This is a genomic window from Fibrobacter sp. UWEL (assembly GCF_900142535.1).
GTDB lineage: Bacteria > Fibrobacterota > Fibrobacteria > Fibrobacterales > Fibrobacteraceae > Fibrobacter.
The window spans coordinates 1-22,643 of sequence record NZ_FRBE01000028.1; the positions used below are offsets into that span (position 1 = coordinate 1).

Sequence of the window (22,643 nt, forward strand, 5' to 3'; positions counted from 1 at the left end):
GATGAATGGATGGAAGATAAAGCTTACTTAACCGAGAAGGAGATGGGAAAATCCGCTTTTTGCGCATGAATTTACAGAAAAGGACTTGCCTAATCTGAGCGAAATCAAGCTTATGACATTGCTAAACGAAGTTTCTCTGACTTAGATGAGGCTGACTTGCATGTGGATCAGTTAAATAATGTTATTGGGCGTTCTGTAGGCTATAAATATCGTGATTCATCTCCAAAGGTTTTGGCGATGAAAATTCTTGAACATATGTATAAAAATGGTTTTTATCAAGCAACAGGAGATTCGTTGCATGGATATAAAGTTGAAAAAGCGAACCTAAGCCTAAGTGAATACGTAGACACCCTTTTGAAGATTCTCAAGAAAAATGAAAATGGATTGTAAAATAAGGCTAGAAAGAGATTGTATATTTAGCATATGTCTCTCGCTTGCTTGCATTTAAAATCCATAATAGTTAACGCAATCGGTGTCTTTGTGATGCCGGTTGTTTTTATGTTAGGGGTGTTTGATTTCTTATTCAAAATAGATCCACGTACGGATGATTCTGCTTTTGTTCCCGGATTAAGTTTGTTTATTAACTATGTAGTTGCCTGGGTTGTATTGCATATCTTAAATACGACTGTAGACTTGGTATTCCGTAAAGTACGATATGATTTGATAAGACCCCGTGTGAGACTGCTTGTTGCTACGCTATTGGCTTTGATTGCTGTGTGTGTGGTTTGGTGTCGGGGGGATCCTACGGGGATTGCTCTGGCTTTATTTTTGTATGTCTATTTTTTGCCCTTTGTAGGATCTTTTATCTTCCCGAAAGTTTGGAAACGTGATTTATTACTATTAGGATGTTCCTTTGTTATTCCTTTCATTGCTGTTATGATTGAATGTTTTCGGAAAGGTTACGTCCTTGTATAATCTGAACAAAAAATACCAGCGGAAGAACCTGCTGGTATTTTTTATAAAGGCGGGATTGTTCTGCTTTAAGGCGGGTTTAGTTCGCCTTGTAGCTTACGAAGCGGACGTTGCCGCAGTAGTCCTTGTGGATGCCGGTGAAGGTAAGCCAGGGGTAGCTTGCTGCTTCGGCTTCCAGCATGGCGCCTTGTTCGGAACCGATTTCTAACAAAATAGATGCGCCGGAGTTCATGCGGCCTTCGGTCTGCTGCAAAAGTTTGCGGACCAGGTCCAGTCCGTCGGCTCCGCCAAAGAGGGCGAGGGCCGGATCGAAGTTTGCCACTTCGGGCTGGAGGTTGGGCTTTTCGCCATCGGGGATGTAGGGCAGGTTTGCGATAAGGCAATCGATTTTCTGGTCGGCGGCGAGACTTGCTGCAGTCAATGCTTCTGCGGTGGCTGCGTCCAGAAGGTCGCCCTTGGCAAAGGACAGCTGGGGTGCGGTCAGTTCGTTGGCTTCTGCATTTTCCTTGGCCAAAGCCAGAGCGTCGTCGGAGATGTCGCAGGCAAGAACCTTGGCGCCGGAAATTTCCTTAGCGCAGGAAATGGAAATGCAGCCGGAACCGGTTCCAATTTCAACGATGAAGGGGGCTTCCACTTCTTTCAGACGGTCGCGGGCCATATCCACCAGCATCTCGGTTTCGGGACGGGGAATGAGGGCGCGGGGGTCGCACTTGATGATAAAGCCGCGGAAACTGGTATCGCCAATAATGTGCTGCAGAGGTTCGCGATTGGCGCGGCGTGCCACCATGGGGCGGAGTACGTCAAGCTCTGCAGGGGTCAGGGGCTTCTCGAAGTTCAAGTACAGATCCATACGGTTCTTCATCTTGAGACCGAAGCTGATGATGTACTGAGCATCCAGAAGGGGATCGGGGATTCCCTTCTTTTCGAAGAAGACCTTGGTGCGGTTCAGAATTTCGAGAACCGTCATGGGACCGTTATTTGCAGGAGCTGCCATTCGCCGATACCTTTAGGGTTGCAGGTGGTCCAGATTATGCCTGGAACTTGCCCAGCTTTTCCTGAGCGTTTGCCATCTGGAGGCCGTTGATCACTTCCTGCAGGTCGCCAGCAACTACCTGGTCCAGGTTGTACAGGGTGAGGCCGATACGATGGTCGGTCACGCGGTTCTGGGGATAGTTGTAAGTACGGATCTTTGCGGAACGGTCGCCAGTACCAACGAGGGCCTTACGGCTAGCGGCTTCTTCACGTTCCTTCTTGGCGATGACTTCGTCAAGGATGCGGGAACGGAGCATTTCCATAGCGTGCAAGCGGTTCTGGAGCTGGGAACGTTCGGTCTGGCAGCTCACCACAACGCCTGTAGGAATATGGGTCAAACGGACTGCGGAGTCGGTCTTGTTGATGTACTGACCACCAGCGCCACTGGAGCGGTAGGTATCCATGTGGATGTCTGCTTCGCGGATTTCCACGTCCACTTCTTCAGCTTCGGGAAGGATTGCCACGGTAGCGGCAGAGGTGTGGACACGGCCCTGAGTTTCGGTTTCAGGAACGCGCTGCACGCGGTGTACACCACTTTCAAACTTCAAGGTACCGTAAACGCTATCGCCCTCGATAAACACGCGGATTTCCTTGTAGCCGCCCACAGTACCTTCGCTCAGGTCCTGGATAGTGACCTTCCAACCCATCTTTTCGCAATAGGCGCGGTACATGCGGAACAAGTCGCCGGCAAACAGTGCGGATTCGTCACCGCCGGTACCACCGCGAATTTCGAGAGTCGCATTACGGAAGTCCCAGGGATCCTTGGGAACCATCAAAATCTGCAATTCATCAGTCAGGCCGGGAAGGGTCTTTTCGATGGTGGAAAGCTCGGACTTTGCCATAGCCACCATTTCGGGATCGGAATCACCCAAAGCGGTCTTCCATTCTTCCTGGTCGTTCAGCATCTGCAGGTATTCCTTAGCCTTGATAACGGCCTTTTCGATACCCTTGTACTGCTTGTGAATCTTGTTATAGCGAGCCTGGTCACCGAGAACATCGGGATTTCCCAATTCGGATTCCAGTTCTTCGTACTTTTCAATCAATTTACGTGCTTTGTCTTTCATCGTGGCCAAATATAGAAAATAAAAAAGCACGGCCAGTGCCGTGCTATTATAATCCTATAACCTAAAACCTGATTAAAACTGGTTGATAAAGAATGTTATGACGAGGCTGTTAATGAAGTCTGCGAACATACTTCCTACGATAGGTACCAGCAGGTAGGGCTTTACTGCCGGAGCAAAGCGGGAGGTGATGGCCTGCATGTTAGCCATGGCGTTGGGCGTTGCTCCCATGCCGAAACCACAAACACCTGCGGAAAGTACTGCGGCGTCATAATCTCGTCCCATGACGTTAAATACCACGAAGTAGGCGAACAGGAACATGAGTAATGTCTGGGCGCAAAGGAGTACAACCAAGGGGAGGGCGAGGGAAGCCAGCTGCCAAAGTTTCAGGGTGATCATGGCGATGCCCAGGAACAGGGAAAGGCAAATGCCGCCCACGTCGCTGATTTCGCCCATATGGACTTCGTACTTGCTGCTGTATTCGCAAATATTGCGCATGATGGCGGCGACAATCATGGCGCCAATGTAGGCGGGGAAGGTCATGCCGGTCTTGGAAAGCAAAGTGGATACCAGGGTGCCCAAGCCCATGGCAACAGCTAGCTGGAAGGCTGCGGTGGAGTAGCGCTTGGCGGAGCGGCGGTACTTGCTCTGTTCTTCCTTCAGTTCGGTCTTGTCTTCTGCTTTTGCGGACTTGAGGAGATCGCGCTTGATGATCAGCTTGCGACCCAGAGGGCCGCCCATGAGGGAGCCTGCTACAAGGCCGAAGGTTGCTGCTGCGGTACAGAGGGTGGTGGCGCCTTCCATGCCGAAGTCCTCTAGCACGGGGCCGAATGCGCCAGCGGTGCCGTGGCCGCCTACCATGGAAATGGAGCCGGCGGAGAGACCCACCAGGGGACTTACGTTCAGCATGTTTGCCAGAGCTACGGCCAGGCCGTTCTGACTGAGAATCAAAACGCAAACACAGACCAGCAGGAGAATCAAGTTGATGCCACCGCTCTTAAGAATCTTCAGGTTGGCGTTAAAGCCCACGGAGGTGAAGAACACCATCATGCAGATGGATTTGAGGGTTTCGTCAAACTGAAATTCCAGGAGGTTTAACTTATAGAGAATGCAGGAAAGGAATGCAAACAGGATGCCGCCTACCACAGGGGAGGGAATGCAGAACTTTTCCAGGAACTTGACCTGCTTTTTCAGGTTGGCGCCAATGACTAACACCACGACGGCCAGGGCCAAGGTCTGATACATGTCCAGAGATAACTTATACATCAGAACTCCTTAGTCGCCCGTAGAGGGAATGGGACCGTGGCCCTTTAGCGGGGCGGCAACATCCACGTTAATGTTCTTGGTCTTGTAGAAGGCTGCAGCACCTGGGTGGAATGCTGCGGGAATACCTGCGGTTTGCTGGGTGCCTACTGCAAATACGTCTGCGGTAATCTTTGTGACGGTGGCGCTATCCAGAAGGAGGCTTGCCACAAGGACTGCCTTTGCGCCTAAGGTCTGGACGGTAGAATCCTGACCGGCGTAAGTGCCCGCGGGGATTTCGCTTAAGGTCAGTTCCGGATGGAGGCTGGTAATGCGGTTCATGTCGGCGGCGTCCAGAGAAAGAATGCGGACCTTTTTGTTTGTAGCAAGTTCGCTAATGGAAGGCGTGGGGATGCCTGCGGTGCAGAAGAAGGCGTCAATGCGACCTTCCTTCAGGGCGGTGGCGGCATCCTTGAAGTTGAGGTTTTCTGTCTGAATTTTCTCGAAGGAAATGCCGTAAGCTTCCAGGATGATTTCTGCGTTACGCAGCACACCGGATTCTTCTTCGCCTACGGAAACCTTGTGGCCTTGAAGGTCGGCAACCGTCTTGATGTCTGAATCTGCGGAAACTACAATCTGGACGGATTCGGCGTAAAGACCTGCCACCGCTGCGATGGCGGAACCCATGCGATTGCGCATCAGGTAATCCTTGAGAATATCGGCCTGGACAATCCCCAGGTCAATAAAGCCTTCTTCCATCAGGCGGATATTTGCGGATGAACCGGCGGTGTTCTTGGCCTGAATCTGCAGGTCCTGATGTTCAGAATTGAACTTGGCGGTAAAGGAGGTGGCGAACTGATCGTAGAGACCGCCCTTGTTACCGGAACCAAATCGGATATTCTGTTTTTCTGAGTCACAGGCCCCGAGAATCAGTGCCGTGGTTGCCAAAATGGCAGAGGCAAGAGCCTTGAATGTAAAAGTCGAATGTTTCATTGGAAAACTCCAGTGGAATATGGACGAGCCCAAAGATAGAAAATCTAAATTTGGCGCATGGAAGTAAATCCCATTGGAACTTTTTTTGGCGATGCTGTATACAAGTATGACGCTCCCCGACAGGGCCGCCTATTTGCGGGACATCCTGGCCGAATCGTCCTGAATTCCGGATGCAATTTTGAAATGGCCCTCCGTGACTTGGATGGCTTTGAACGTATCTGGGTCATCTTCCAGTTCCATGAAAATGAGGGATGGCGCCCTACCACGCGACCGCCCGTTCCTGCTCCTGGTAGAGACCGGGTGGGGACATTTGCCAGCCGTTCTCCTTACCGCCCTAATTCCATTGGCTTAAGCTGCGTTCGCCTTCTGAAAGTAGATGGGCTTACTTTGTATGTGGATGAGGCTGACCTGCTGAACGAAACTCCCGTTTTGGATGTGAAACCCTACATTCCTATGGCGGATGCGTTTCCCAATGCGAAAGCCGGCTGGGTGGACGAACAGGAAGGTGAAAAATGGAGCGTGGAAACTTCTGAAAAGTTTGCTGCTCAGAACCAGTGGATCGGGGAGAATAGCGAGTTCGACCTGATGAGCTTTGCCCTGGTGCAGCTAGGTCGCGGTGGCTTTAGCAATGGTGTTTTTGACGGTACCCGACGCCGCTTGACTTTGGATGAAAATACCAAGACAGGCGTGCTGGCCTATCGCACTTTTAGAATCGATTTTATTTATGATGAAAACACCAAATCCGTGACCCTGCAGGCCATACGGTCTGGTTATTCAAAAGACGATCTGGAGGAAGGTGCCCCGGATAAGTGGGGCGACAAACCGCTTCACCGTAATTTTCTGAAGAAATTCTAGCCTCTGTAGAAAGTGAATGCCTTGCCGTTCACTTTCTTGCTTTCGTAAGTGCAGCTGTCTGCCTGGCTGTACAAGTCATCGAAGGAAAGCCCTTCCTTGGTGAAGGTTGCGCCAATGCTTACGGAAATGCTGTAGTCCGGGATGCAACCGATGGAAACCTTTTCGAAGCGATCGAAGAGTCGGTTGAATACGTTGGTTGCGATTCGTTCGGAATCCACGTTGCTGATGAAGAAGACAAATTCATCACCGCCTAGACGAAGGATGATATCCACGTCACGGAAGGTTGCCTTGAGAGTGTCTGCTACGGCAATGATTACGCGGTCGCCGGCTTGATGGCCGTAAGTATCGTTGATGTGCTTGAACTTGTCCACGTCCAGAAGGCACAGCATGCCAGGCGTTTTCAGACCCATCAGTTTTTTAATCTTGGGAATGCCTGCTCGACGATTGTAGAGACCTGTCATACCATCGGTTTCTGCGATGGCGGTCAATTCCTTTTCGCGTTTCTTCTGCTCGTTAATACTTTCGATGAGGAACATGACCTGCTTGATGCTTTCGTCGCGCCTGCGGTCCACCACAATGTAGCGGGCGCGGCACCAGCCATAGTTCTTCCCCAGGAATTCGTAAGTGATGGTATCTTCGTCTTCAAGGCGAGTCTGCAAGGTGCTGGGGTCAACGAATGCCATGACGGCTTCCACATAGTCCGGATCTACTGCGGACTTGACCACATCGGCAATCTGCTTGGAGTATCCTTCGTGGTTGTTTTTCAGGGCCGCATCCACCAGCTCGTGAGAACGAATCTGGATGAAGGTATCATTTTCAAGATTGATCTGGTTCATGGAAAGGTAGATGTTGGAAATGGATTTCCAATATTTCATCTGTTCGCTTTCGTTCTGCATTTCCTGAATGCGGTGTGACAAGAGGTATCGTTCCGTTCTGGACTTGTTAAAGAATAACCCGATGCCCACACCTGCTGCGCCAAAGATAAGGACGTCTGCAACAGAAATTCCGATTTGTTCTTCCGGGACCATGGTGGTTCCAAGAACGGTAAATAGGATGGCGGTGGCTCCAAAGTCAATAAATAGACGGGCTGGGGCATCGATAAAAATGGTGGGAATCAAGCAGAGGAATACGACCAGAATCAGGGGGCGGTCTTCAGGAGAAATAAAGACTGCCTGGTAGAGGGCAAAAATATAAAGGGGTGCGACAAACAGAGAGATGAGTATTGCCTGAAGTTTCTTGCTCGGTCTCTTGATGAGATTGTTGATGACAATGACGCTGATGTTGAGGAGGAATACGATTAAGTATCCCTTGAAACATTGACGCATGACTGCAATGTCCGTAAATAGGCCGCCTAGGGTACCGGAGGCGGTGGCTGCAGCGGAAAGTGCGGCAAACAAGGTCAGCGAACGTCGATTGGCTGCCCAAAGCTTAGGACGAATCGGTTCAAGTTCTTCTGCCTTGAATATGCCGTTTGCGAAAAAGTTCAGCAATTTCTTAATCATTAATGGGGACTCCTTCTTTTTTAAAGATATATAAAAGAAGAAGAAGGTGGGAGTTATACCTAGTACATTTCCCCTAAAACAAGGAGCCTATAGATGGCTTCTTCGCTGCCAACCTTGTGTTTGTCGGGCTCGTTGCGTCCGAAGGTTTTGTGCCAGTCCCTATCCGTGGGGACGATTGCGTCGTCGGCGGGCCAGGGACGGATAAAGCCTTCGGGAAGCAGGCTGTAGAGCTTGCTGCTGTCAATGTCCAGATCGCCTACTCGCGGGGGCATGGGGCCCGCTTCAATTCGCGGACACCCGTGGAGTAATTCCTGCGGGTAGCCGCCGATGGCGTTGACCAGCTGGCCTGCGTTATAGAGGGTGACCCGACGGGGGCCACCGCAGTTGTAAATGCCTGCGGGAAATTCATGCTCCAGGATGTACTGGACCACACGGCACATGTCTCCGCCATAAATAGGCCTGCGGTATTCGTCCGTGTAAAGTGTGGCAGGGCGGCCCGGCCTAAAGCGATAGCTGATCCAGTCGATGGCGCCTGCGCAGCCGCCCGGTGCATAGTCCATAGGGAGCGGGACTCGGAGCATGACGGCGTCCGGCTTGATGCGGCTGATTTCAATTTCCGCTTCCAGCTGGTGCTTACCATAATTGTGGATAGGATCGGGTGGGGTATCATCCTTGTAGGGGCGAAGGTGTGCGGTTTCCTCGCTGCCACTCCAAATCATGTCTGTGGAAATTCTCACGAAGGTACAGCCAAATTCCGCTGCCAGCTGGGCTGCGTCTACCCCCTGTTCGCAATTCAGCAGGCGGCTTCGGGGCGTATCGCACTCGCAGGCTTTTAAGGCACAGTTTCCGCTGGCATCAATGACCGTCTTGAACTGATGCTTCTCGAAAAGTCGGGTAAGGCCTGCGGTGTCTTCCGCGTCGATGGCGACAACGTCCTGCCCGTAAACGCAGGGATGTTTAATGGGACGAATCCCGATAAGGGGCGCCGCAGCATCGGGATGGCGTTTCGCCGGATGAATGGTCCCGCTGGTGCCGTCGCTAACATCGGTACCGCCAAACAGCCTGTTGAAATGCCTAAAGAGGGCGTAACCCGGAACGCCGTTCAATCCCAATACAAGGATGGGCAATTTTAGTGGGCGAGTTTCCACTTCAGGTAGCCCGCCATCTGTAAGGGATGATTGAATTCTCCACTGTTCATCTTTGCTTGCAGTTCTTCGTCGGACATTTCCAGGGATTCGATGTCTTCGCTTTCATCGAAGCTGGTCTTGCCTGCGCGAACCACACCGTCGATAAACACCACATGAAACTTACCGCGGTGACGATCCGGATTGACCGGGAAAGCCCCGAGATAAGTGAGGGACTGGGGAAATCCGTAAGCGCATTCTTCCTGAAGTTCACGAAGGGCGGCCTGTTCTGCAGTCTCGTTCTTGTCGATGATTCCTGCTGGAAATTCCAATGCAATCTTGCCTGTGCCATGGCGGTACTGTTCCGTCATGACCCACTTGCCATCCTTCGTGCGGGCTAGAATCAGAACCCAGTCCGGCTGCCACAAGGTGTAAAAATCATCGATGACTTTTCCGTTGGGCAGCTCGCATTTTTCCTTGGCTACTTTCAGCCAGGGGGCGTTTACAAGATATTCGGTGTCCAGAAGTTTCCAGGGTTTCATAAGCTTACTTCACAAATCCCGGAGGAGGCAGGTGCATGCCTGCCATGGTCAGGTTGTTTGCCTTGGCGTAGGCGAGAATCTTCTTGCGAGATTCGATGGATTTTTCCTTATCCATGTCGTAGTTGGAATTGATTTCCGGATGTTCAATTTGCAGGGCGTAACCGTGCATTAGATCGCCGATGACCAGCAGTTCGCCCTTCTGGAAAACGGTGTGGCCCGGAGTGTGGCCCACGGCATCCATGGCGATAACATTGTGGGGGAGCGTGTCCCCGAAGGCGAACAGTTTCAGCTTGTCGTTATAGACGCCAAGAATGGCCTTTTGCAGGTCATTCTTTTCCATGTTCATCCAGGCGTCCTTTTCGACGGAACCTACGTAGACTTCCGCATTCTTGAACACCTTTTCCATACCCTTATCGCTTTGTGCCACCAAGCCGTTGATGTGGTCCACGTGCAGGTGCGTGAGATAGACTTTCTTGACAGAGTCGGGGCTTACTCCCAGTTCATTTAGGTGGGCGAGCATCTGGCCGCCGAATGCTCCAAGGCCTGCGTCAAAGAGAACATATTCGCCATCGGCCTTCAGCAGATAGGTACTGACAGAAGCGGGAACGCCGTTGGGCAAGTTCATGGAATTATAGAGGGAATCGCTTGCGTCGCTGAACAGTTCGCGAGGGTTCATTTTTTCCCCTGCGTTGTCCTGAATCCAGGTGACGGTGGAACCATCGGCCAGAGTAATAGTCTTGGTGACTGCCTTGGCTGCAATACCTTCTGCAGCACTTTCCGCTTGAGTTTGAGAATTCTGCTGGGCGACTTCCTGCTTTTCGCAAGCGGTGATTGTAAGTGCTAATGCGGCACCTAGAGCAAAGCGTTTAATCATATCAATTCCCTTCTAGTTTGTTCTTGTGGTAGTGCTTACTAGTATAACATAAATACATGATGTCTGCAACGAACAACGCCACGACGCATGCCAAGAATACTTGCTGATGCATCCCGAAGTGCTGGGCCATGGAGCCGCCAACAAGAATGCCTGAACCAATGCCAATATCCCAACCGCTCAGGTAGGTGCTGTTGGCGGTTCCACGCTGGTCGTGCCTTGCCAGGTTCACGCACATGGTCTGGTAACCCGGGAAAATCAATCCAAGGCTTGTGCCGATCATAAAGGAAGAAATAAAGAAGGGGAGGGCGGGACCGCCGGGCAGTATTGCTCCCAGCTCGCCGCAGTAAGTCAACAGCAGGTAGGCCAGAACGTTGAGCGTCATGCCCATGCCTACAAGGCGAGTAAGCCAGCCCCGGTCAATCAGGCGCCCCGTCGATATGCGGTTTATGATAAGGCCTGCGGCAATCAGCGCATAGAACCATCCACTTCCGCCGATTCCAAGTTCCTTTGCATAGAGGGCGATGTAGTTGGTCACCGGACCGTAGGCGAATCCCACGAAAATAAAATTCAAAAATTGGGGAATTGCTTTTGTCAGGAAGAAACGGTCCAGAGATAGCGGGGCGTGGGGCTTCTTTTCGCGGGGCTTTACGGGTAAAGTCTTCACCAGTATCAAGCCAATAACGCAAAGCGCAATGGATATGGCGAATACCATGTTACTGCCCAATCCTTCGTACAAGAACATGCCGGTCATAGGGCCTGTGGCAAAGGCCAAGTTCACGCTAATGCCAAAGTAGCCGATACCTTCGCCGCGACGGCTGCTGGGGAGTGCATCGATTGCCACCGTGTTGCTGGCTGTGGTAGAAATCCCGAAGAATACGCCGTGCATAAAGCGGACTACGGCAAGCAAGGGCAAGAGACCTAAGGCCCAGTACCCTACAAAGCACAAGGTGAATGCGAAAAATGTCCAGAAGTAAAGGGGCTTACGGCTGAGACTATCCACCAGAAATCCGGCGAAAGGCCTACAGCACAAAGCTCCGATGGTATACAACGAAATGATAAAGCCCGCAGTGGCGTTATCCGTCTGGAACTTTTCAAAAATGTACAGCGGTAAAACGGGCAATAGCTGGTAGAAGCTAAAGAATAGCAAAAAGTTCGCAGCCGCGCAGGTTACAAAATTGCGTGTCCAAAGTGCGGGCTTTTCTACACTCTCGTTCATGATTTGAAATTTAGAAAAATACCTATCCCTTTGGGAATGTTTTATTCGTAATCAATCTTTGAGATTTGACCGTCAAAGTAGACAAAATCGCCATCGGTGTAATTCCAAATGGCTTTGAATGTGGTGGGGCGCTTGATTCCGTCTGCACCCGTAATGTAGTTGTCGCAGGCTGCGGTCCAAGGAACATATTCCGTAGTTCCGTCGGTGTTGACTACGGCGCGGTCCTTTGTAGTGAAGGAAGTCATTTCGTACTTTTCGTTGAATGTGAAAATGCCGGATGCTTTTTGGTCGCGAAACGTAATGGTGGCACGAACCTGATGGTCATTGACTTCTTCCAGGCTGATGTAGTCTTGCAGCAAGACGCTAGGAAAGAATACACTTTCTGCGAGGAATGTTGCCAAGCAGGCCACGTCCATTTCATGGCCTCTTTGGTCAAACAACGTCAAAAGTTTTGCGATGACGCCCTTCATTCCTCCGACGCCATTGCTGTAGTAATCGTAACCTTGGAACGGAATACCAAACATACTGCTTAAAATCATGGCCATTCTTGCAGGTTCTTTGACGTAGTTGTTCTGGATATAATCGATTTTCAAGTTAGGACCGTTCTTGCCCTGCTTGAAATCTACGTCAAGGTACTCCATGTGCAAGGAGTTCATTTTTGGGGTGCCGATGTAGCCAGCATTGCCGATGTATTTCTGGATGGCAGAAGGCATGGCTGCAAAATCGGATTCCTTAAAAACTTCATCACTCCTGTACAAAACAGATTTTTCCTTGAGTACGATGTTGTCGTTAGAAAAATCTGTTTTCAGTGGAGAATAGGAAATTTTAAACCAGACAACTGCGGATAGTACGATGGCCGCAACAGCAATGCAAATGATAATCTTCATACGATTATAATGTCGGTTTTCTTTCAGTTTCCCTTGCGTTTTTACTTCTTCTCCAGCATCACGATAGTTTCCAGGTGCGGTGTACCCGGGAACAAGTCCAGAGGCTGCACTTCACGAACACGGTAGCCGTAACGTTCCCATTCCTTCAGGGCGGCTGGGATTTCGTCAGTACCGCAGAACACATGACACACGCGAATCGGCTTGCGCATGGCGAGGGCGTGAATAACTCCCGGTTCGCATCCCTTGCGGGGCGGATCCAACAGAATCTTTTCCGGTTCGCCGGGAACAGGACGAGGCAAGCGCATCTGGACGAATTCTTCGTCAATCTTGCCTGCAACAAAACGGTAATTCTTCTTCAGGTATTTGGCGCTGGCCTTTGCGCTTTCGATGGACGGACCTTCCCATTCCACACCCAGCACGGACTTGGCGGCTTCACCCAGAGCGAAGCTGAACAGACCGTAACCGCAGTACAAATCCAGGAACTTGTCGTCCTTCGTCAGACTCATCATGCGGGAAGCTGCCTTGATCAAGTTGTGGATCTGGCTTTCGTTAATCTGGCTAAAGCCTGTCACCGGATACTTCAGGGAGAAATGACCCAAGTTCAGGGACATTTCACGAGGTCCGTAAAGCTGCTTGAAGTTTAGACCTTCCGTGGGGCGCTTGGCTTCCAGATAGTAATCGGATTCCGTGGTGTCCACATAGGCGTGGGCGGCGGTGACGTTCAGGTCACTCTTCTGCAGGACTTCGGAAATCTGCTTCAGCTTGCGGACGATGGTAGCGTCAATCTTCTTGATGTTGAAAATCACCACACGGTAGCGGTAGGTGCCACGGATGATAATCCAGTTCAGGGCGTAAGCCAGGGGCTTGTAAGCCGGGTTGATCAGCTTTTCGAAAAGCAAGTCGTAAATCTTGTTGTGTTCTTCCGGTTCCAGCATGGAATCCTGACGGTCGAACTGCAGGTTGCCAGGCACCATGGCCACGCGGCGCTTACTGGTGGTGCGATAACCTCGAGCCAACGGGCTGCCGATCACCTTCTGGGGATTGCCTGCCAGACGGTTCACTTCCCAGAATTCCTTGATGGCCTGGTCCTTGATCTTCAGTTCGTCCTTATAGTCGAACATGGCGAGGGATTCGCCGTGGGCGGAATCAGCTTCGCGGGTATAGTTAGGAACGCAATTGGCAATGGCCTGTTCAAAAAACATAAGTGCCTCCGTGGCGGCAAAATTTTACAAGTGCAAATGTAGCAAAAGGCGAGTGCAGCGACCGAAAACTTGCCTGCAAATTTAGGAAGTTCGCGGAAATCCTAAAAGAGTTTTTTTATACTTATGGGTATAAGGGGAATTGGAAGGAAATATGACGTCTCGAAAGTTTTATTTCGCCTTGTTGGTGAACGTCGCTATTGCGGTGCTTGTTGGCTGTTCGTCGGAGAAAGCGAATGATGACTTTGACCTGAGTGGCTTTAATGCAGAAGAATTTCAGGTTGATAATGATCCGTTGGTTTTTGGTGCGGTCCCTTGTTGCAAGTCGGTGAACCGCGCTTTGCTGGAAAAAAAGACTTTTTCCAAGGATATTGATCGGGTGGTAGCGAGACATAGGGAAGATATTCTTGATACATGTGCTGGACATGGTGTTTTCAAGAAAACATGTATTGAACGAACTGTTGAAAGTGTTAGCCCCGGTTCTGTCAAGAAAATTGACGAATACGATATTAAGGTAAAAGGCTCACTCAGTAAGAATGAAGTAGTTAGGGTATTAAGACAACGTACTCCGGGACTTCGTCATGTGTACAATAAATCCCTAAGAAAGAAAAATCCAAATTTTGAAGGCCTTGTAAAGCTTAAGCTTGTTGTCAATTCTTCTGGTGAAGTTGATTCTGTGTCTGTAGTTCATTCCACCACGGGCTTTGAGGAATTTGACGAGGAAATAAAGACCGCCGTTGGCCGTTATAAATTCCCAAAGGTGGATTCAGGAAATGCAGCTATTGAAATTCCGCTTGAATTTGTTCTAAACGAAAGCGCAAAGGACGCAAAGTGAAAATACAGAATATTGTGAAGATTACATTGGTTGCTGCCCTTGTGGGGCTGGTTCTGGCATGCGCACCGACGTCAAATTCTACACCCCCAGTTTCTCAAAACGATGTGAATGTTCCTTCCACGGAGCAACCCTCCTCCGTGCCTGCGGATTCTTCCAGTGATTCTCGCATAAATAGGTCGAAGACTGAAATTCAAGAAGTGATAAAGCTTGACACTTATAATCGCTTTCGCGTCATTTATAACCAGTTCCTAAAAAAGCGCCCGGGCTTTGGCGGAAAGATTGTATTGCAGTTTAAAATTATGTCCGACGGCACTGTAGAGGATGTTTCTGTCCTGAGCTCAACCACCGGGTATGAGGAATTTGACGCCGCTATTGCAGAAGACATGGGCCAATGGACCTTTGCAAGTGGAAACTACAAAAACGCCAAGGTCACAATACCATTCACCTTCTACGAATAACCAGACATCAAAGTCCCTTCCACGGGAAGGGACGAGCCCACCCGACAAAATGCCCAGCAACAATTCCGAAAACATAGCCCCCTTCTGGAGAGTGGGCGGGTAAAAGATATGTCCTAACATCAAAGTCCCTTCCATGGGAAGGGACGAGCCCTCCTGAAAAAAGCCCCCTCATTTGAGGAGGGGGTTGGGGGAGGGTGCAAAAAAAGTCCTCTGACAGAGTCAGAGGACTTTTTTTCAAGCGGCGGACCGGGATCGAACCGGCAACCATTAGCTTGGAAGGCTAAGGCTCTACCATTGAGCTACCGCCGCAAGTGAACCCAATTATACAAAAAAATGCCCATTTTCAAAGGGGTACATAAAAAAGATATTGGAGTTTTTAAAAAATCTTTCTATTTTTACGCTCACAAAAACTAAAACAATTCATCCTGAGGTATCAGAACTTGGCGTTACAACCACCCCGCGGCCGTCAAATGCCCAACCGTCAGAGCGACGGCACTCGTATTAACGAAGATATTCGCATTAGCCCCATCCGTCTTGTTAAGGAAGATGGTGAAGCTGTGGTTATTGAAACTTCCAAGGCTCTCCAGATGGCAAAAGAAGCCGGACTGGACCTGGTGGAAGTCTCTCCCAACGCAAAGCCGCCCGTATGTAAGATCATCAACTACGGCAAGTACAAGTTCGAACAGGTGAAGAAGGCTAAGGCCGCCAAGGCCAAGCAGCATGTGGTGAAGCTTAAGGAAATTAAGATGCACCCGAAGACTGCAGAAAACGATTATCTGTACCGTATCAAGCAGGCCAGCGAATTCCTTCAGGATGGTATGAAGGTGAAGCTGATTATGCAGTTCCGTGGCCGCGAAATGGCTCACATGGACTACGGTAAGCGCCTTATGGAACGTGCCAAGGAAGAATTGGCCGCCTATGGCGAACTGGAAATGGACTCTCGAGTCGAAGGCAACACCATGCTTTCTATCTACAGTCCTAAACGTGGTGCTGGCACTGCAAAGAAGCAGGACCAGGCACCGAAGCCCGTAACCGTGCCCGAGGCAGCAGGTGAGGCTTAACTATACAACCTAAGAGGTAAAAATGCCTAAGATGAAAACTCACAGCGGTTCCAAGAAGCGCTTCCGCCTGACCGGCTCCGGCCACGTCAAGTTCAAGCGCGCTGGTATGCGCCACATTCAAGCTAAGATGACTACTAAGCGTAAGCGTAACCTCCGTAAGGGCGCTCTCGTTAAGAAAGTTGATTTGTACCACGTCAAGCGTCTGCTTGTTGTAGCATAAAGGAGTGCAAGAATGCCACGCGCAAAATCCAGAGTTCCTTCCCGCGAACGCCGCAAAAATATCCTCAAGGCCGCTAAGGGCTTCTACGGTCGTCGCAAGTCCAACATTCGTCTTGCTATCGACGCAGTTGCTCACGCTGGTCAGTATGCCTACGCACACCGCCGCGACAAGAAGGGTGACTTCCGCTCTCTGTGGATCACTCGTCTGAACGCTGCAGTTCGTGAATACGGCATCAGCTACAGCCAGTTCATTTACAAGATGTCCAAGGCCAACATCAAGATGAACCGTAAGGTTCTCGCTGATATGGCAGTTGCAGATCCTTCTGCATTTGCTAAGGTCGTGGAAGCTGTGAAGGCTGCATAATTTAAGCGCAAGCTTAAATTCGCTTTAGCTTCATCGCACGCGAGAAATTGAGCCTCTCTTCGGAGAGGCTCTTTTTATTTTGAGCTTCGCTCAAAATAACTGATTCTGCGCCTCGGCAATACAAGCACAGGTGCTAGTGCTGCGCTCGGCTTGAGGCTCTTTTTTTGATTATCTGTGGCGGCGGTCGTTTTCGCTGCAGGTGGCGTAATAGGACTTCTTGTTCTCGTACATGGCGTGGTCGATGGAATTGATGAACGAGTCCATGGTGTCTTTCTTCAGGTCCAGCAGTCCTTCACCGATGGAGGTGGACAGCCTGAAGGGTTCCTTGGTATTCTGGTTGAACTTTTCCAGACGATATTGAATTTCGTGGATTACACGTTCCGAAATATTCTGGTCCTGGGTGTTCAGCAGAATGATAAATTCGTCACCTGCATAACGGATGGCGACGCCATAATTTCGGATGGACTTCTGAAGGATGTCCGCCATGGCGATGAGGGCTCGGTCACCTACAGAATGGCCGTAATCGTCGTTGATCTTCTTGAAGGAATTCAGGTCCAGCATCATGCCAGTCATGACGTTCCTGCGCTTTCGTGAGAACAAATTCAGGTGGAAGTCCAGGTACACGCGGTTGTAGAGCCCCGTCAGTCTGTCCCTGAAGATCAGTTCGTTCTGTAAGCTTGAGAAAATCCCGGCAATAGCAATGGCAAGGCCTGCAGAAATGGTTGAAACGCCATAGAAAATCGTCTGGGCAAGAGTGCCCAACATCAGGGGGAAGAAATAGACCCAGATGGGGAAGTACTTCAGGATGCCGTTACGCATGCGACTCCAGAAGTAGACCACGATACTGTCCATGGTAATGCCGTAGTCAATGATGGTATAGGCCCAGTAGCCCCACAGGCGCTGGTAAACATTATGTTCATCAATGGAGAAGGCGAAGGGACAGATGAGATTTACAAAAATACCGATGGTTCCCAGCCCTACAATCACCTTTAGGATGGCCTTATGAAGCTTGGATACGCCACCGCAAATATGCTGGGAAAGGAAGACGAACCACAGAGTGGAGCAGAACATATTGGAACCGTAAAGCCAGGTGTTTCCAATGATGTTTATGTATCTAGCGGTGTCTCCGCTTTTTCCTTCCGCGGTAAAAACGATGGGGTCCACAACGCAGTTCAGGAAACCGAGGATCAGCATCGTCATCAGGGCAACGCTTTCAACATTCTTGCGGGGGAGTTTCCAGAAATTGCCAGCAGCAACAACGGCCAGAAGAACTGCACCGAAAACGTTGGCAATGTATATACACATTAAGGACGAATCCATACATCCCTAATATAGTATCTGTACTAGAAAAAATCTACAGGCAGTTCTGTCTTCTTCTTGCTCTTGGGTTCCACCACGGCGGCGGAGTACTTGGCGCTGTTGAAGATATCCTTAGTAATCTGGTGGACTTCCTCTTCGGTAATGGTCTTCAGGACTTTTTCGGTCTTGTCCATCGGGTTGATGGTTCCGATGTGCAGGATCTGTTCTGCCAGGCGAATAACGCGCTTTTCTGGATTGTCCGCACCCAGGTGGAGGCTTCCCAGAATGTTGGCCTTAGTCCTTTCCAGTTCGTCCTTCATGAAGCCCTTCTTCAGGAATTTCTGGGTTTCCTTTACGGAAAGTTCCAGGGCCATCTGTAGCTGGTGAGGTTCCGTAGCTAGAGCTACGCCCCAGTCGGCGCAATCCCGATACAGGTCTGCGGTGGAATAGACGGAATAGGCAAGGCCTTTATCCTCGCGAATTTTCTGGAATAAGCGGCTGGCCATACCTGCGCCCATGGCCACATTGAAGATGGAAAGGGCGCAACGTCCCTTTTCGTCCAGCAGGGCGTTGTCGAAACTCATACCCCAGAAAAGGTTGGACTGGGTAATGTCTTGCTTCTGCACCACCTTCACGCTGGAATTTGCCTTGTAGCGATCCTCGGGGAGAATGAGGCCAGATTTCTTCTTGGCAAATTTCTGAACGCACAGTTCCACCAGGGTATCGTGATCCACTTTGCCGGCGGCACAGACGTAAATGGGGAACTGGTTCAGGACTTGTTCCTCGTAAGCCAGCATCTGCTTGTGTGTCAGGGCCTTTACTTCCTTCACGGTTCCGGTGATGGAATGGGCAATGCCGCAGCCCTTGTACTGGATAGCGTTAAAAACGTCACCAACGATTTCTTCGGGAATGTCGTCGTAGCTGTGGATTTCCTCGATGATGACCTTGCGCTCCTTCTCCATCTCCTTCTTTTCGAAGCGAGGATTCATGAGCATGTCTGCAATGACGTCGATGGCCAGAGCTGCGTCACCGCTTTCCACCTGGGCGTAAAAGCCTGTTTCCTGGCGGGTGGTGTAAGCTTCCAGATTGCCGCCGCGATCCTCGATGGAACGGGCAATTTCAAGGGCGGAACGATTTTCGGTTCCTTTGAATACGAGATGTTCGTAAAAGTGGGAGAGACCAAATTCTTCCTTGGCCTCGTGCCTGCTTCCCCGGGGGAGCCATGCGCCCAGAGCCACGGAATAGGCGTGGGGCATATAGTCGGTAATGATGGTAATTCCGTTGGGGAGGCTAGTCTGCTTAATAATCTGTTTCATAGGACGGGGATAATATAGCACTTTCCTTTTTTACAAAATGTTTTTCAAAGTCGATAAACCTTGTGTAAGGAGTTTCTATGAACGAGAAAGATTGCTTGGAATTGGACCAGGAATTGATGCGGGTAAACCTGGAGAACCCCGACGGCTATGGGTTTACCTACAACCGCCTCACGGGAATGCCGGGGTCGAACTGGCCAAGTTTACGGGGCTCCGTGGAAGAGTGCATGCTGGAGGGAAAGTTTACACCCGCCAACTTTCCCCTGCTCTACAATTACCTTTCTGGGAACAGGGTTCTTGTTAAGGGAAACCGATTTGTGTTACGCCGACGGATGGATTTAAGCGAGTGTTCCAAAGAAGAGCTGGTTTCCATGGGCAAAAATCACTTCGCCTTGAGTGCGGCGCAGAATCAATACGTGAATGTCCCTATGGCGTCCTTCAAGCTTCGTGAGGTGAAGGAAGAAACCATTGAGTATACCTTTGACATTAAACTCCGGATGGATGGAAACTTTGAAAAAACGTTAGACTTGAACGACTTTATGCTTGGTATGAAGGTAACAAGCTTCTGTGAGTTTAACAAGCTTCTGTGGACACTGCTGAACTTCTGGGATAAACTGAAATACCGCAGGTCCAGTAATGGCATTGTTGCCTATAAGGAAATTACCAATTGGGATGATTGCATCGAGATGGTGGGGGCCCATGCGGAAAGGGAATGCAGGGGAGGCTTGATTGATGGATTCATGTATCTGTCCGAATTCGTCATGGGCTGGAAACATCAGGATGAACTGAATGAATTGAAAAAGTTGAGCGCCACTCCTTATGTGTTGTCCAATTCCGCAGCCAATTTATTGTCTCTCCAGCTGGGAGATTTCAATCTGGTGACGCTACAAGAGGAAGTCCGCCGTACGGAGGTTCTTCTTCGCGGGCTCAAGTCCGTGGAGGATATTCTGAAAGGCTTCATCGATCGCCTGAAAAAGAACAATCCCAATGGCATCGACCTTCGGGTGAGTCTCGGGAATTGGCGCCCCATGCTGGGTCTTCTGACGGTGGTGAAAGTTTCTCAGGACGCCGCCACCTATGTAGATGACCGTCGAGAATACATCTCGACCGTGGCCCGCCTTGTCCTGAACGGCGATCTCAACCCCGCCGAACTTCCCGTGGTTTAACCCTCATGTCATCCTCGCGTAGGCGAGGATCTCACATTACTTATCGAATTCAGTCGTAAAAAAACGCCTCCTTTTAAGGAGGCGTTGTCATTTGCATGTCATCCTCGCGGACTTACATGTCATCCCCGGCTTGACCGGGGATCTAGCATTATTTACCGAATTCGCTAGTCGGTTTCATTACCTGCCACAGCACAGCCTTGTGAGCGTGCAAGCGGTTTTCGGCTTCTTCGTAGCTCATGTTGATGTCCAGGTTGTCCATCACTTCGTCGGTGATTTCGTCGCCGCGGTGTGCGGGCAGGCAGTGGGAAACCTTCACATGAGACGGTGCGTACTTCAAGAGTTCGTCGTCGATGCGGAACGGCAAGAAGTGGTTGGTCTTGGAATCCTTCTGACCTTCCTGACCCATGCTCACCCAGACGTCGCTATAAAGGATGTCGGCATCCTTGACAGCTTCCTTGGGGTCGTTAAATACGCGGTACTGGCAGCCGTGACGCTTGAAGTCAGCCTGAGCTTCTTCGATCACCTTAGCGGGCTGTTCGAAACCCTTGGGGCAAGCCAGAGTAAAGTTCATGCCCACCTTGGAGCAGAGGGCGAGGAAAGAGTTTGCAACATTGTTGCCGTCGCCGATGAAGGCTACAGTCTTGCCCTTCATGCCGCCGAGATTTTCTTCGATCATCTGGGCGAAGGCGATAGCCTGGCAGGGGTGGTAGTCGTCGGTCAGGGCGTTCACAACGGGAATGGAACCATATTCAGCCAGCTGTTCCACCAGGTCCTGCTTGAAGCAGCGGACAACGAGAGCGTTCACCCAGCGGGAGAGGCAGCGAGCAACGTCCTTGATGGATTCGCGCTTGCCAAGACCGATGGAGTCCGGGGAAAGCAGCACGGCGTGGCCACCCAGCTGGTTCATGCCCACCTGGAAAGTAGTGATAGTTCGCAGAGACGGCTTTTCGAAGAACATACCGATGTTCTGGCCGTGAAGACGGTCGGAGACCTGGCCTGCATGGACTTCCTTTTTCAGGCGGGAAGCGATGGCTACGGTTTCGAGAATTCTTTCTTCGCTCCAGTCGGCGAGGCGGAGGAAGTGCTTGCTGCGATCAATCATTTTCTATTCCTTATTTTGGTGAGCTCAGGAACTGCTCGGTTAAAATTCCGTAAAAAAACAAAAAACGAAAAACGGAGCTTGACACTCCGTCTTTCAATTCCTTAACAGGAAATCACAAGAGAATGCTAACGGAAATTAGCGAATTTTCTTCTTATGACGGTCACGACGACGGCGCTTCTTACGCTTGTGAGTCGCAATCTTCCTGCGCTTTCTTTTCTTTCCGCAAGGCATATTGTATCTCCGTTAAGGGTGAAACTTAAAATTGTGCTCCCAAATAGAGCAAACTTTTGGGTTTTTGTCAAGGGGTGGGGGCTTTTTTGGTGAAAATCAGCTAAATGTAAGCAGTTTCGTCCACCAATTCCATGGCCTTGCGGATCAGTTCTGCGGGGCCACCGTAGTTTTTGGCGCGGGGGGCGCCTTCGCTGAGCATCTGGCGGAACTTACGGGCGCCGGGGAGGCCTGCGAAGAGTCCGTAGATGTGCTTTACCAAGATGGTGGCGGGGCAGCCTTCGGCGAACTGTTTTTCCACGTAGGGGAGGTAGGCTTCTAGGACTGCTTTTCTTGTTTTGGGAATGCTAGATTCCCCGTCGAGCGGGGAATGACAATCTCCAAACACGCGTTGGTCGGCGTCGTGCAGGAACCAGGGATTTTCATAGGGTTCGCGACCCACCATGACGCCATCCAGCGCCACACCCGTGCCAGCAGAAGTGGGGTCGCCGTTCAGATGAGCTAGCACCTGGTCCATGCTGCGGATGCCGCCGTTGATGGCGATGTTCAGCTGGGGCATTTCTGCCTTCAGCTTATGGACAAATTCATAATGCAGGGGAGGAACTTCGCGGTTCTCCTTGGGCGAAAGTCCCTTCAGCCAGGCCTTGCGGGCGTGAATAATAAAGTACTTGCAGCCAGCGTCAGCGATGGTGCCGACGAAATCGCGGAAAAAGTCCCAGCTGTCGAATTCATCGACGCCGATGCGGCACTTGATGGAAACGGGGATGCTGACGGCATCCTGCATGGCCTTGAAGCAGTCGGCCACCAGGTTCTTGTCCTTCATGAGGCAAGCCCCAAAGCTTCCGCTCTGCACGCGATCCGAGGGACAACCGCAATTCAGGTTCACTTCCTGGAATCCTGCGGCTTCTACCATCTTGCTGCACTTGGCCAAATCGGCGGGATTGCTTCCGCCCAGCTGCAGCACGGCGGGGTATTCGAATTCCTCGTGCCCTAGGAACATCTCGGGCTTGGCGTGGAGCAGGGCGTGAGTCACCACCATTTCGCTGTACAACAAAACATGCTTAGAAATCAAACGTAGAAAATAGCGTTCGTGGCGGTCGGTGCAATCAAGCATCGGGGCAATGGACAATCTGCGGTTGAAATCGATGTTCATAGGCCC

24 protein-coding genes and 1 tRNA gene are annotated in these 22,643 nt (G+C 50.6%); 9 read left to right on the forward strand and 16 right to left on the reverse strand.

Annotated features, from left to right (window positions below; all coding sequences use genetic code 11):
- Window positions 1-162: 162 nt before the first annotated feature.
- Window positions 163-390, forward strand: a complete 228-nt coding sequence (locus BUB59_RS15250) for a hypothetical protein (RefSeq protein WP_143160409.1) — start codon at window positions 163-165, stop codon at window positions 388-390.
- Window positions 391-423: 33 nt separating this feature from the next.
- Complete coding sequence (locus BUB59_RS13445) at window positions 424-915, forward strand: hypothetical protein (RefSeq protein WP_073230871.1); 492 nt, start codon at window positions 424-426, stop codon at window positions 913-915.
- Window positions 916-991: 76 nt separating this feature from the next.
- On the opposite strand, the gene prmC is transcribed toward BUB59_RS13445, so the two are convergent.
- The 4 genes from prmC to BUB59_RS13465 all read right to left on the reverse strand — a co-directional run bounded on the left by prmC (window position 992) and on the right by BUB59_RS13465 (window position 5,240).
- Complete coding sequence (prmC, locus tag BUB59_RS13450; RefSeq protein WP_073230873.1) at window positions 992-1,906, reverse strand: peptide chain release factor N(5)-glutamine methyltransferase; 915 nt, start codon at window positions 1,904-1,906, stop codon at window positions 992-994.
- A gap of 34 nt (window positions 1,907-1,940) precedes the next feature.
- Complete coding sequence (gene prfA / locus BUB59_RS13455; protein ID WP_073230944.1) at window positions 1,941-3,008, reverse strand: peptide chain release factor 1; 1,068 nt, start codon at window positions 3,006-3,008, stop codon at window positions 1,941-1,943.
- A gap of 72 nt (window positions 3,009-3,080) precedes the next feature.
- The gene (gene gltS / locus BUB59_RS13460; protein WP_073230875.1) at window positions 3,081-4,271 is read right to left on the reverse strand and encodes a sodium/glutamate symporter; all 1,191 of its coding nucleotides are present in this window, start codon (window positions 4,269-4,271) and stop codon (window positions 3,081-3,083) included.
- Window positions 4,272-4,280: 9 nt separating this feature from the next.
- Complete coding sequence (locus tag BUB59_RS13465) at window positions 4,281-5,240, reverse strand: TAXI family TRAP transporter solute-binding subunit (RefSeq protein ID WP_073230877.1); 960 nt, start codon at window positions 5,238-5,240, stop codon at window positions 4,281-4,283.
- Window positions 5,241-5,297: 57 nt separating this feature from the next.
- Between BUB59_RS13465 and tsaA the strand changes: the two genes are divergently transcribed.
- Window positions 5,298-6,095: a tRNA (N6-threonylcarbamoyladenosine(37)-N6)-methyltransferase TrmO gene (gene tsaA / locus BUB59_RS13470; protein ID WP_073230879.1), complete on the forward strand. Its 798-nt coding sequence runs from the start codon at window positions 5,298-5,300 to the stop codon at window positions 6,093-6,095.
- Here tsaA and BUB59_RS13475 read toward each other — a convergent pair.
- From BUB59_RS13475 to BUB59_RS13505, 7 genes are read right to left on the reverse strand one after another with little or no spacing between them, the layout of a single operon-like run.
- On the reverse strand, window positions 6,092-7,597 hold the full coding sequence (locus tag BUB59_RS13475; protein WP_073230881.1) for a sensor domain-containing diguanylate cyclase: 1,506 nt from the start codon (window positions 7,595-7,597) through the stop codon (window positions 6,092-6,094). The genes tsaA and BUB59_RS13475 overlap by 4 nt on opposite strands.
- 59 nt (window positions 7,598-7,656) lie before the next feature.
- Window positions 7,657-8,724 carry an SDR family oxidoreductase gene (locus BUB59_RS13480; protein WP_234980067.1) on the reverse strand — a complete coding sequence of 356 codons (1,068 nt, stop codon included), beginning with the start codon at window positions 8,722-8,724 and terminating at the stop codon, window positions 7,657-7,659.
- Window positions 8,725-8,726: 2 nt separating this feature from the next.
- Entirely contained in the window at window positions 8,727-9,263 is a 537-nt protein-coding gene (locus tag BUB59_RS13485; protein ID WP_073230885.1) for an NUDIX hydrolase, read from the reverse strand.
- 4 nt (window positions 9,264-9,267) lie between these two features.
- The gene (locus BUB59_RS13490; protein WP_073230887.1) at window positions 9,268-10,137 is read right to left on the reverse strand and encodes an MBL fold metallo-hydrolase; all 870 of its coding nucleotides are present in this window, start codon (window positions 10,135-10,137) and stop codon (window positions 9,268-9,270) included.
- Window position 10,138: 1 nt separating this feature from the next.
- The gene (locus BUB59_RS13495) at window positions 10,139-11,353 is read right to left on the reverse strand and encodes an MFS transporter (RefSeq protein WP_073230889.1); all 1,215 of its coding nucleotides are present in this window, start codon (window positions 11,351-11,353) and stop codon (window positions 10,139-10,141) included.
- 41 nt (window positions 11,354-11,394) lie between these two features.
- Complete coding sequence (locus BUB59_RS13500; RefSeq protein ID WP_234980068.1) at window positions 11,395-12,240, reverse strand: DUF6920 family protein; 846 nt, start codon at window positions 12,238-12,240, stop codon at window positions 11,395-11,397.
- Window positions 12,241-12,281: 41 nt separating this feature from the next.
- Window positions 12,282-13,442 (reverse strand): class I SAM-dependent RNA methyltransferase, encoded by a 1,161-nt coding sequence (locus BUB59_RS13505; protein WP_073230891.1) that lies wholly within the window; start codon window positions 13,440-13,442, stop codon window positions 12,282-12,284.
- Window positions 13,443-13,581: 139 nt separating this feature from the next.
- Between BUB59_RS13505 and BUB59_RS13510 the strand changes: the two genes are divergently transcribed.
- Window positions 13,582-14,274: a TonB family protein gene (locus BUB59_RS13510; RefSeq protein WP_143160410.1), complete on the forward strand. Its 693-nt coding sequence runs from the start codon at window positions 13,582-13,584 to the stop codon at window positions 14,272-14,274.
- Window positions 14,271-14,732 carry a TonB family protein gene (locus BUB59_RS13515; protein WP_073230896.1) on the forward strand — a complete coding sequence of 154 codons (462 nt, stop codon included), beginning with the start codon at window positions 14,271-14,273 and terminating at the stop codon, window positions 14,730-14,732. Before BUB59_RS13510 ends, BUB59_RS13515 begins: the two co-directional genes overlap by 4 nt.
- A 237-nt stretch (window positions 14,733-14,969) precedes the next feature.
- Here the strand turns inward: BUB59_RS13515 and BUB59_RS13520 are convergent.
- Window positions 14,970-15,041, reverse strand: a tRNA-Gly gene (locus BUB59_RS13520).
- A 131-nt stretch (window positions 15,042-15,172) separates the two neighbouring features.
- Between BUB59_RS13520 and infC the strand changes: the two genes are divergently transcribed.
- Genes infC through rplT form a run of 3 tightly spaced genes read left to right on the forward strand, consistent with a single transcriptional unit; the run spans window position 15,173 to window position 16,376 of the window.
- A complete protein-coding gene (infC, locus tag BUB59_RS13525; protein WP_234980069.1) occupies window positions 15,173-15,793 on the forward strand; it encodes a translation initiation factor IF-3 in 621 nt (206 codons plus the stop codon).
- 22 nt (window positions 15,794-15,815) lie between these two features.
- Entirely contained in the window at window positions 15,816-16,013 is a 198-nt protein-coding gene (gene rpmI / locus BUB59_RS13530; RefSeq protein WP_073230901.1) for a 50S ribosomal protein L35, read from the forward strand.
- Between the two features lie 12 nt (window positions 16,014-16,025).
- Window positions 16,026-16,376 (forward strand): 50S ribosomal protein L20, encoded by a 351-nt coding sequence (gene rplT / locus BUB59_RS13535; RefSeq protein ID WP_073230903.1) that lies wholly within the window; start codon window positions 16,026-16,028, stop codon window positions 16,374-16,376.
- A 168-nt stretch (window positions 16,377-16,544) separates the two neighbouring features.
- Here rplT and BUB59_RS13540 read toward each other — a convergent pair whose 3' ends face one another.
- Both BUB59_RS13540 and BUB59_RS13545 read right to left on the reverse strand, forming a co-directional pair.
- On the reverse strand, window positions 16,545-17,696 hold the full coding sequence (locus BUB59_RS13540; RefSeq protein ID WP_073230906.1) for a GGDEF domain-containing protein: 1,152 nt from the start codon (window positions 17,694-17,696) through the stop codon (window positions 16,545-16,547).
- Window positions 17,697-17,719: 23 nt separating this feature from the next.
- Entirely contained in the window at window positions 17,720-18,991 is a 1,272-nt protein-coding gene (locus tag BUB59_RS13545; protein WP_073230909.1) for a M16 family metallopeptidase, read from the reverse strand.
- A 77-nt stretch (window positions 18,992-19,068) separates the two neighbouring features.
- Here BUB59_RS13545 and BUB59_RS13550 point away from each other — a divergent pair, with 77 nt between their 5' ends.
- Window positions 19,069-20,154 carry a hypothetical protein gene (locus tag BUB59_RS13550; RefSeq protein WP_143160411.1) on the forward strand — a complete coding sequence of 362 codons (1,086 nt, stop codon included), beginning with the start codon at window positions 19,069-19,071 and terminating at the stop codon, window positions 20,152-20,154.
- Window positions 20,155-20,302: 148 nt separating this feature from the next.
- Here the strand turns inward: BUB59_RS13550 and argF are convergent, their stop codons facing one another.
- Together argF and dusA are read right to left on the reverse strand one after the other, a co-directional pair.
- On the reverse strand, window positions 20,303-21,256 hold the full coding sequence (gene argF, locus BUB59_RS13555) for an ornithine carbamoyltransferase (protein ID WP_073230913.1): 954 nt from the start codon (window positions 21,254-21,256) through the stop codon (window positions 20,303-20,305).
- A gap of 331 nt (window positions 21,257-21,587) precedes the next feature.
- The gene (gene dusA / locus BUB59_RS13560; protein ID WP_073230916.1) at window positions 21,588-22,637 is read right to left on the reverse strand and encodes a tRNA dihydrouridine(20/20a) synthase DusA; all 1,050 of its coding nucleotides are present in this window, start codon (window positions 22,635-22,637) and stop codon (window positions 21,588-21,590) included.
- Between the last annotated feature and the right edge of the window lie 6 nt (window positions 22,638-22,643).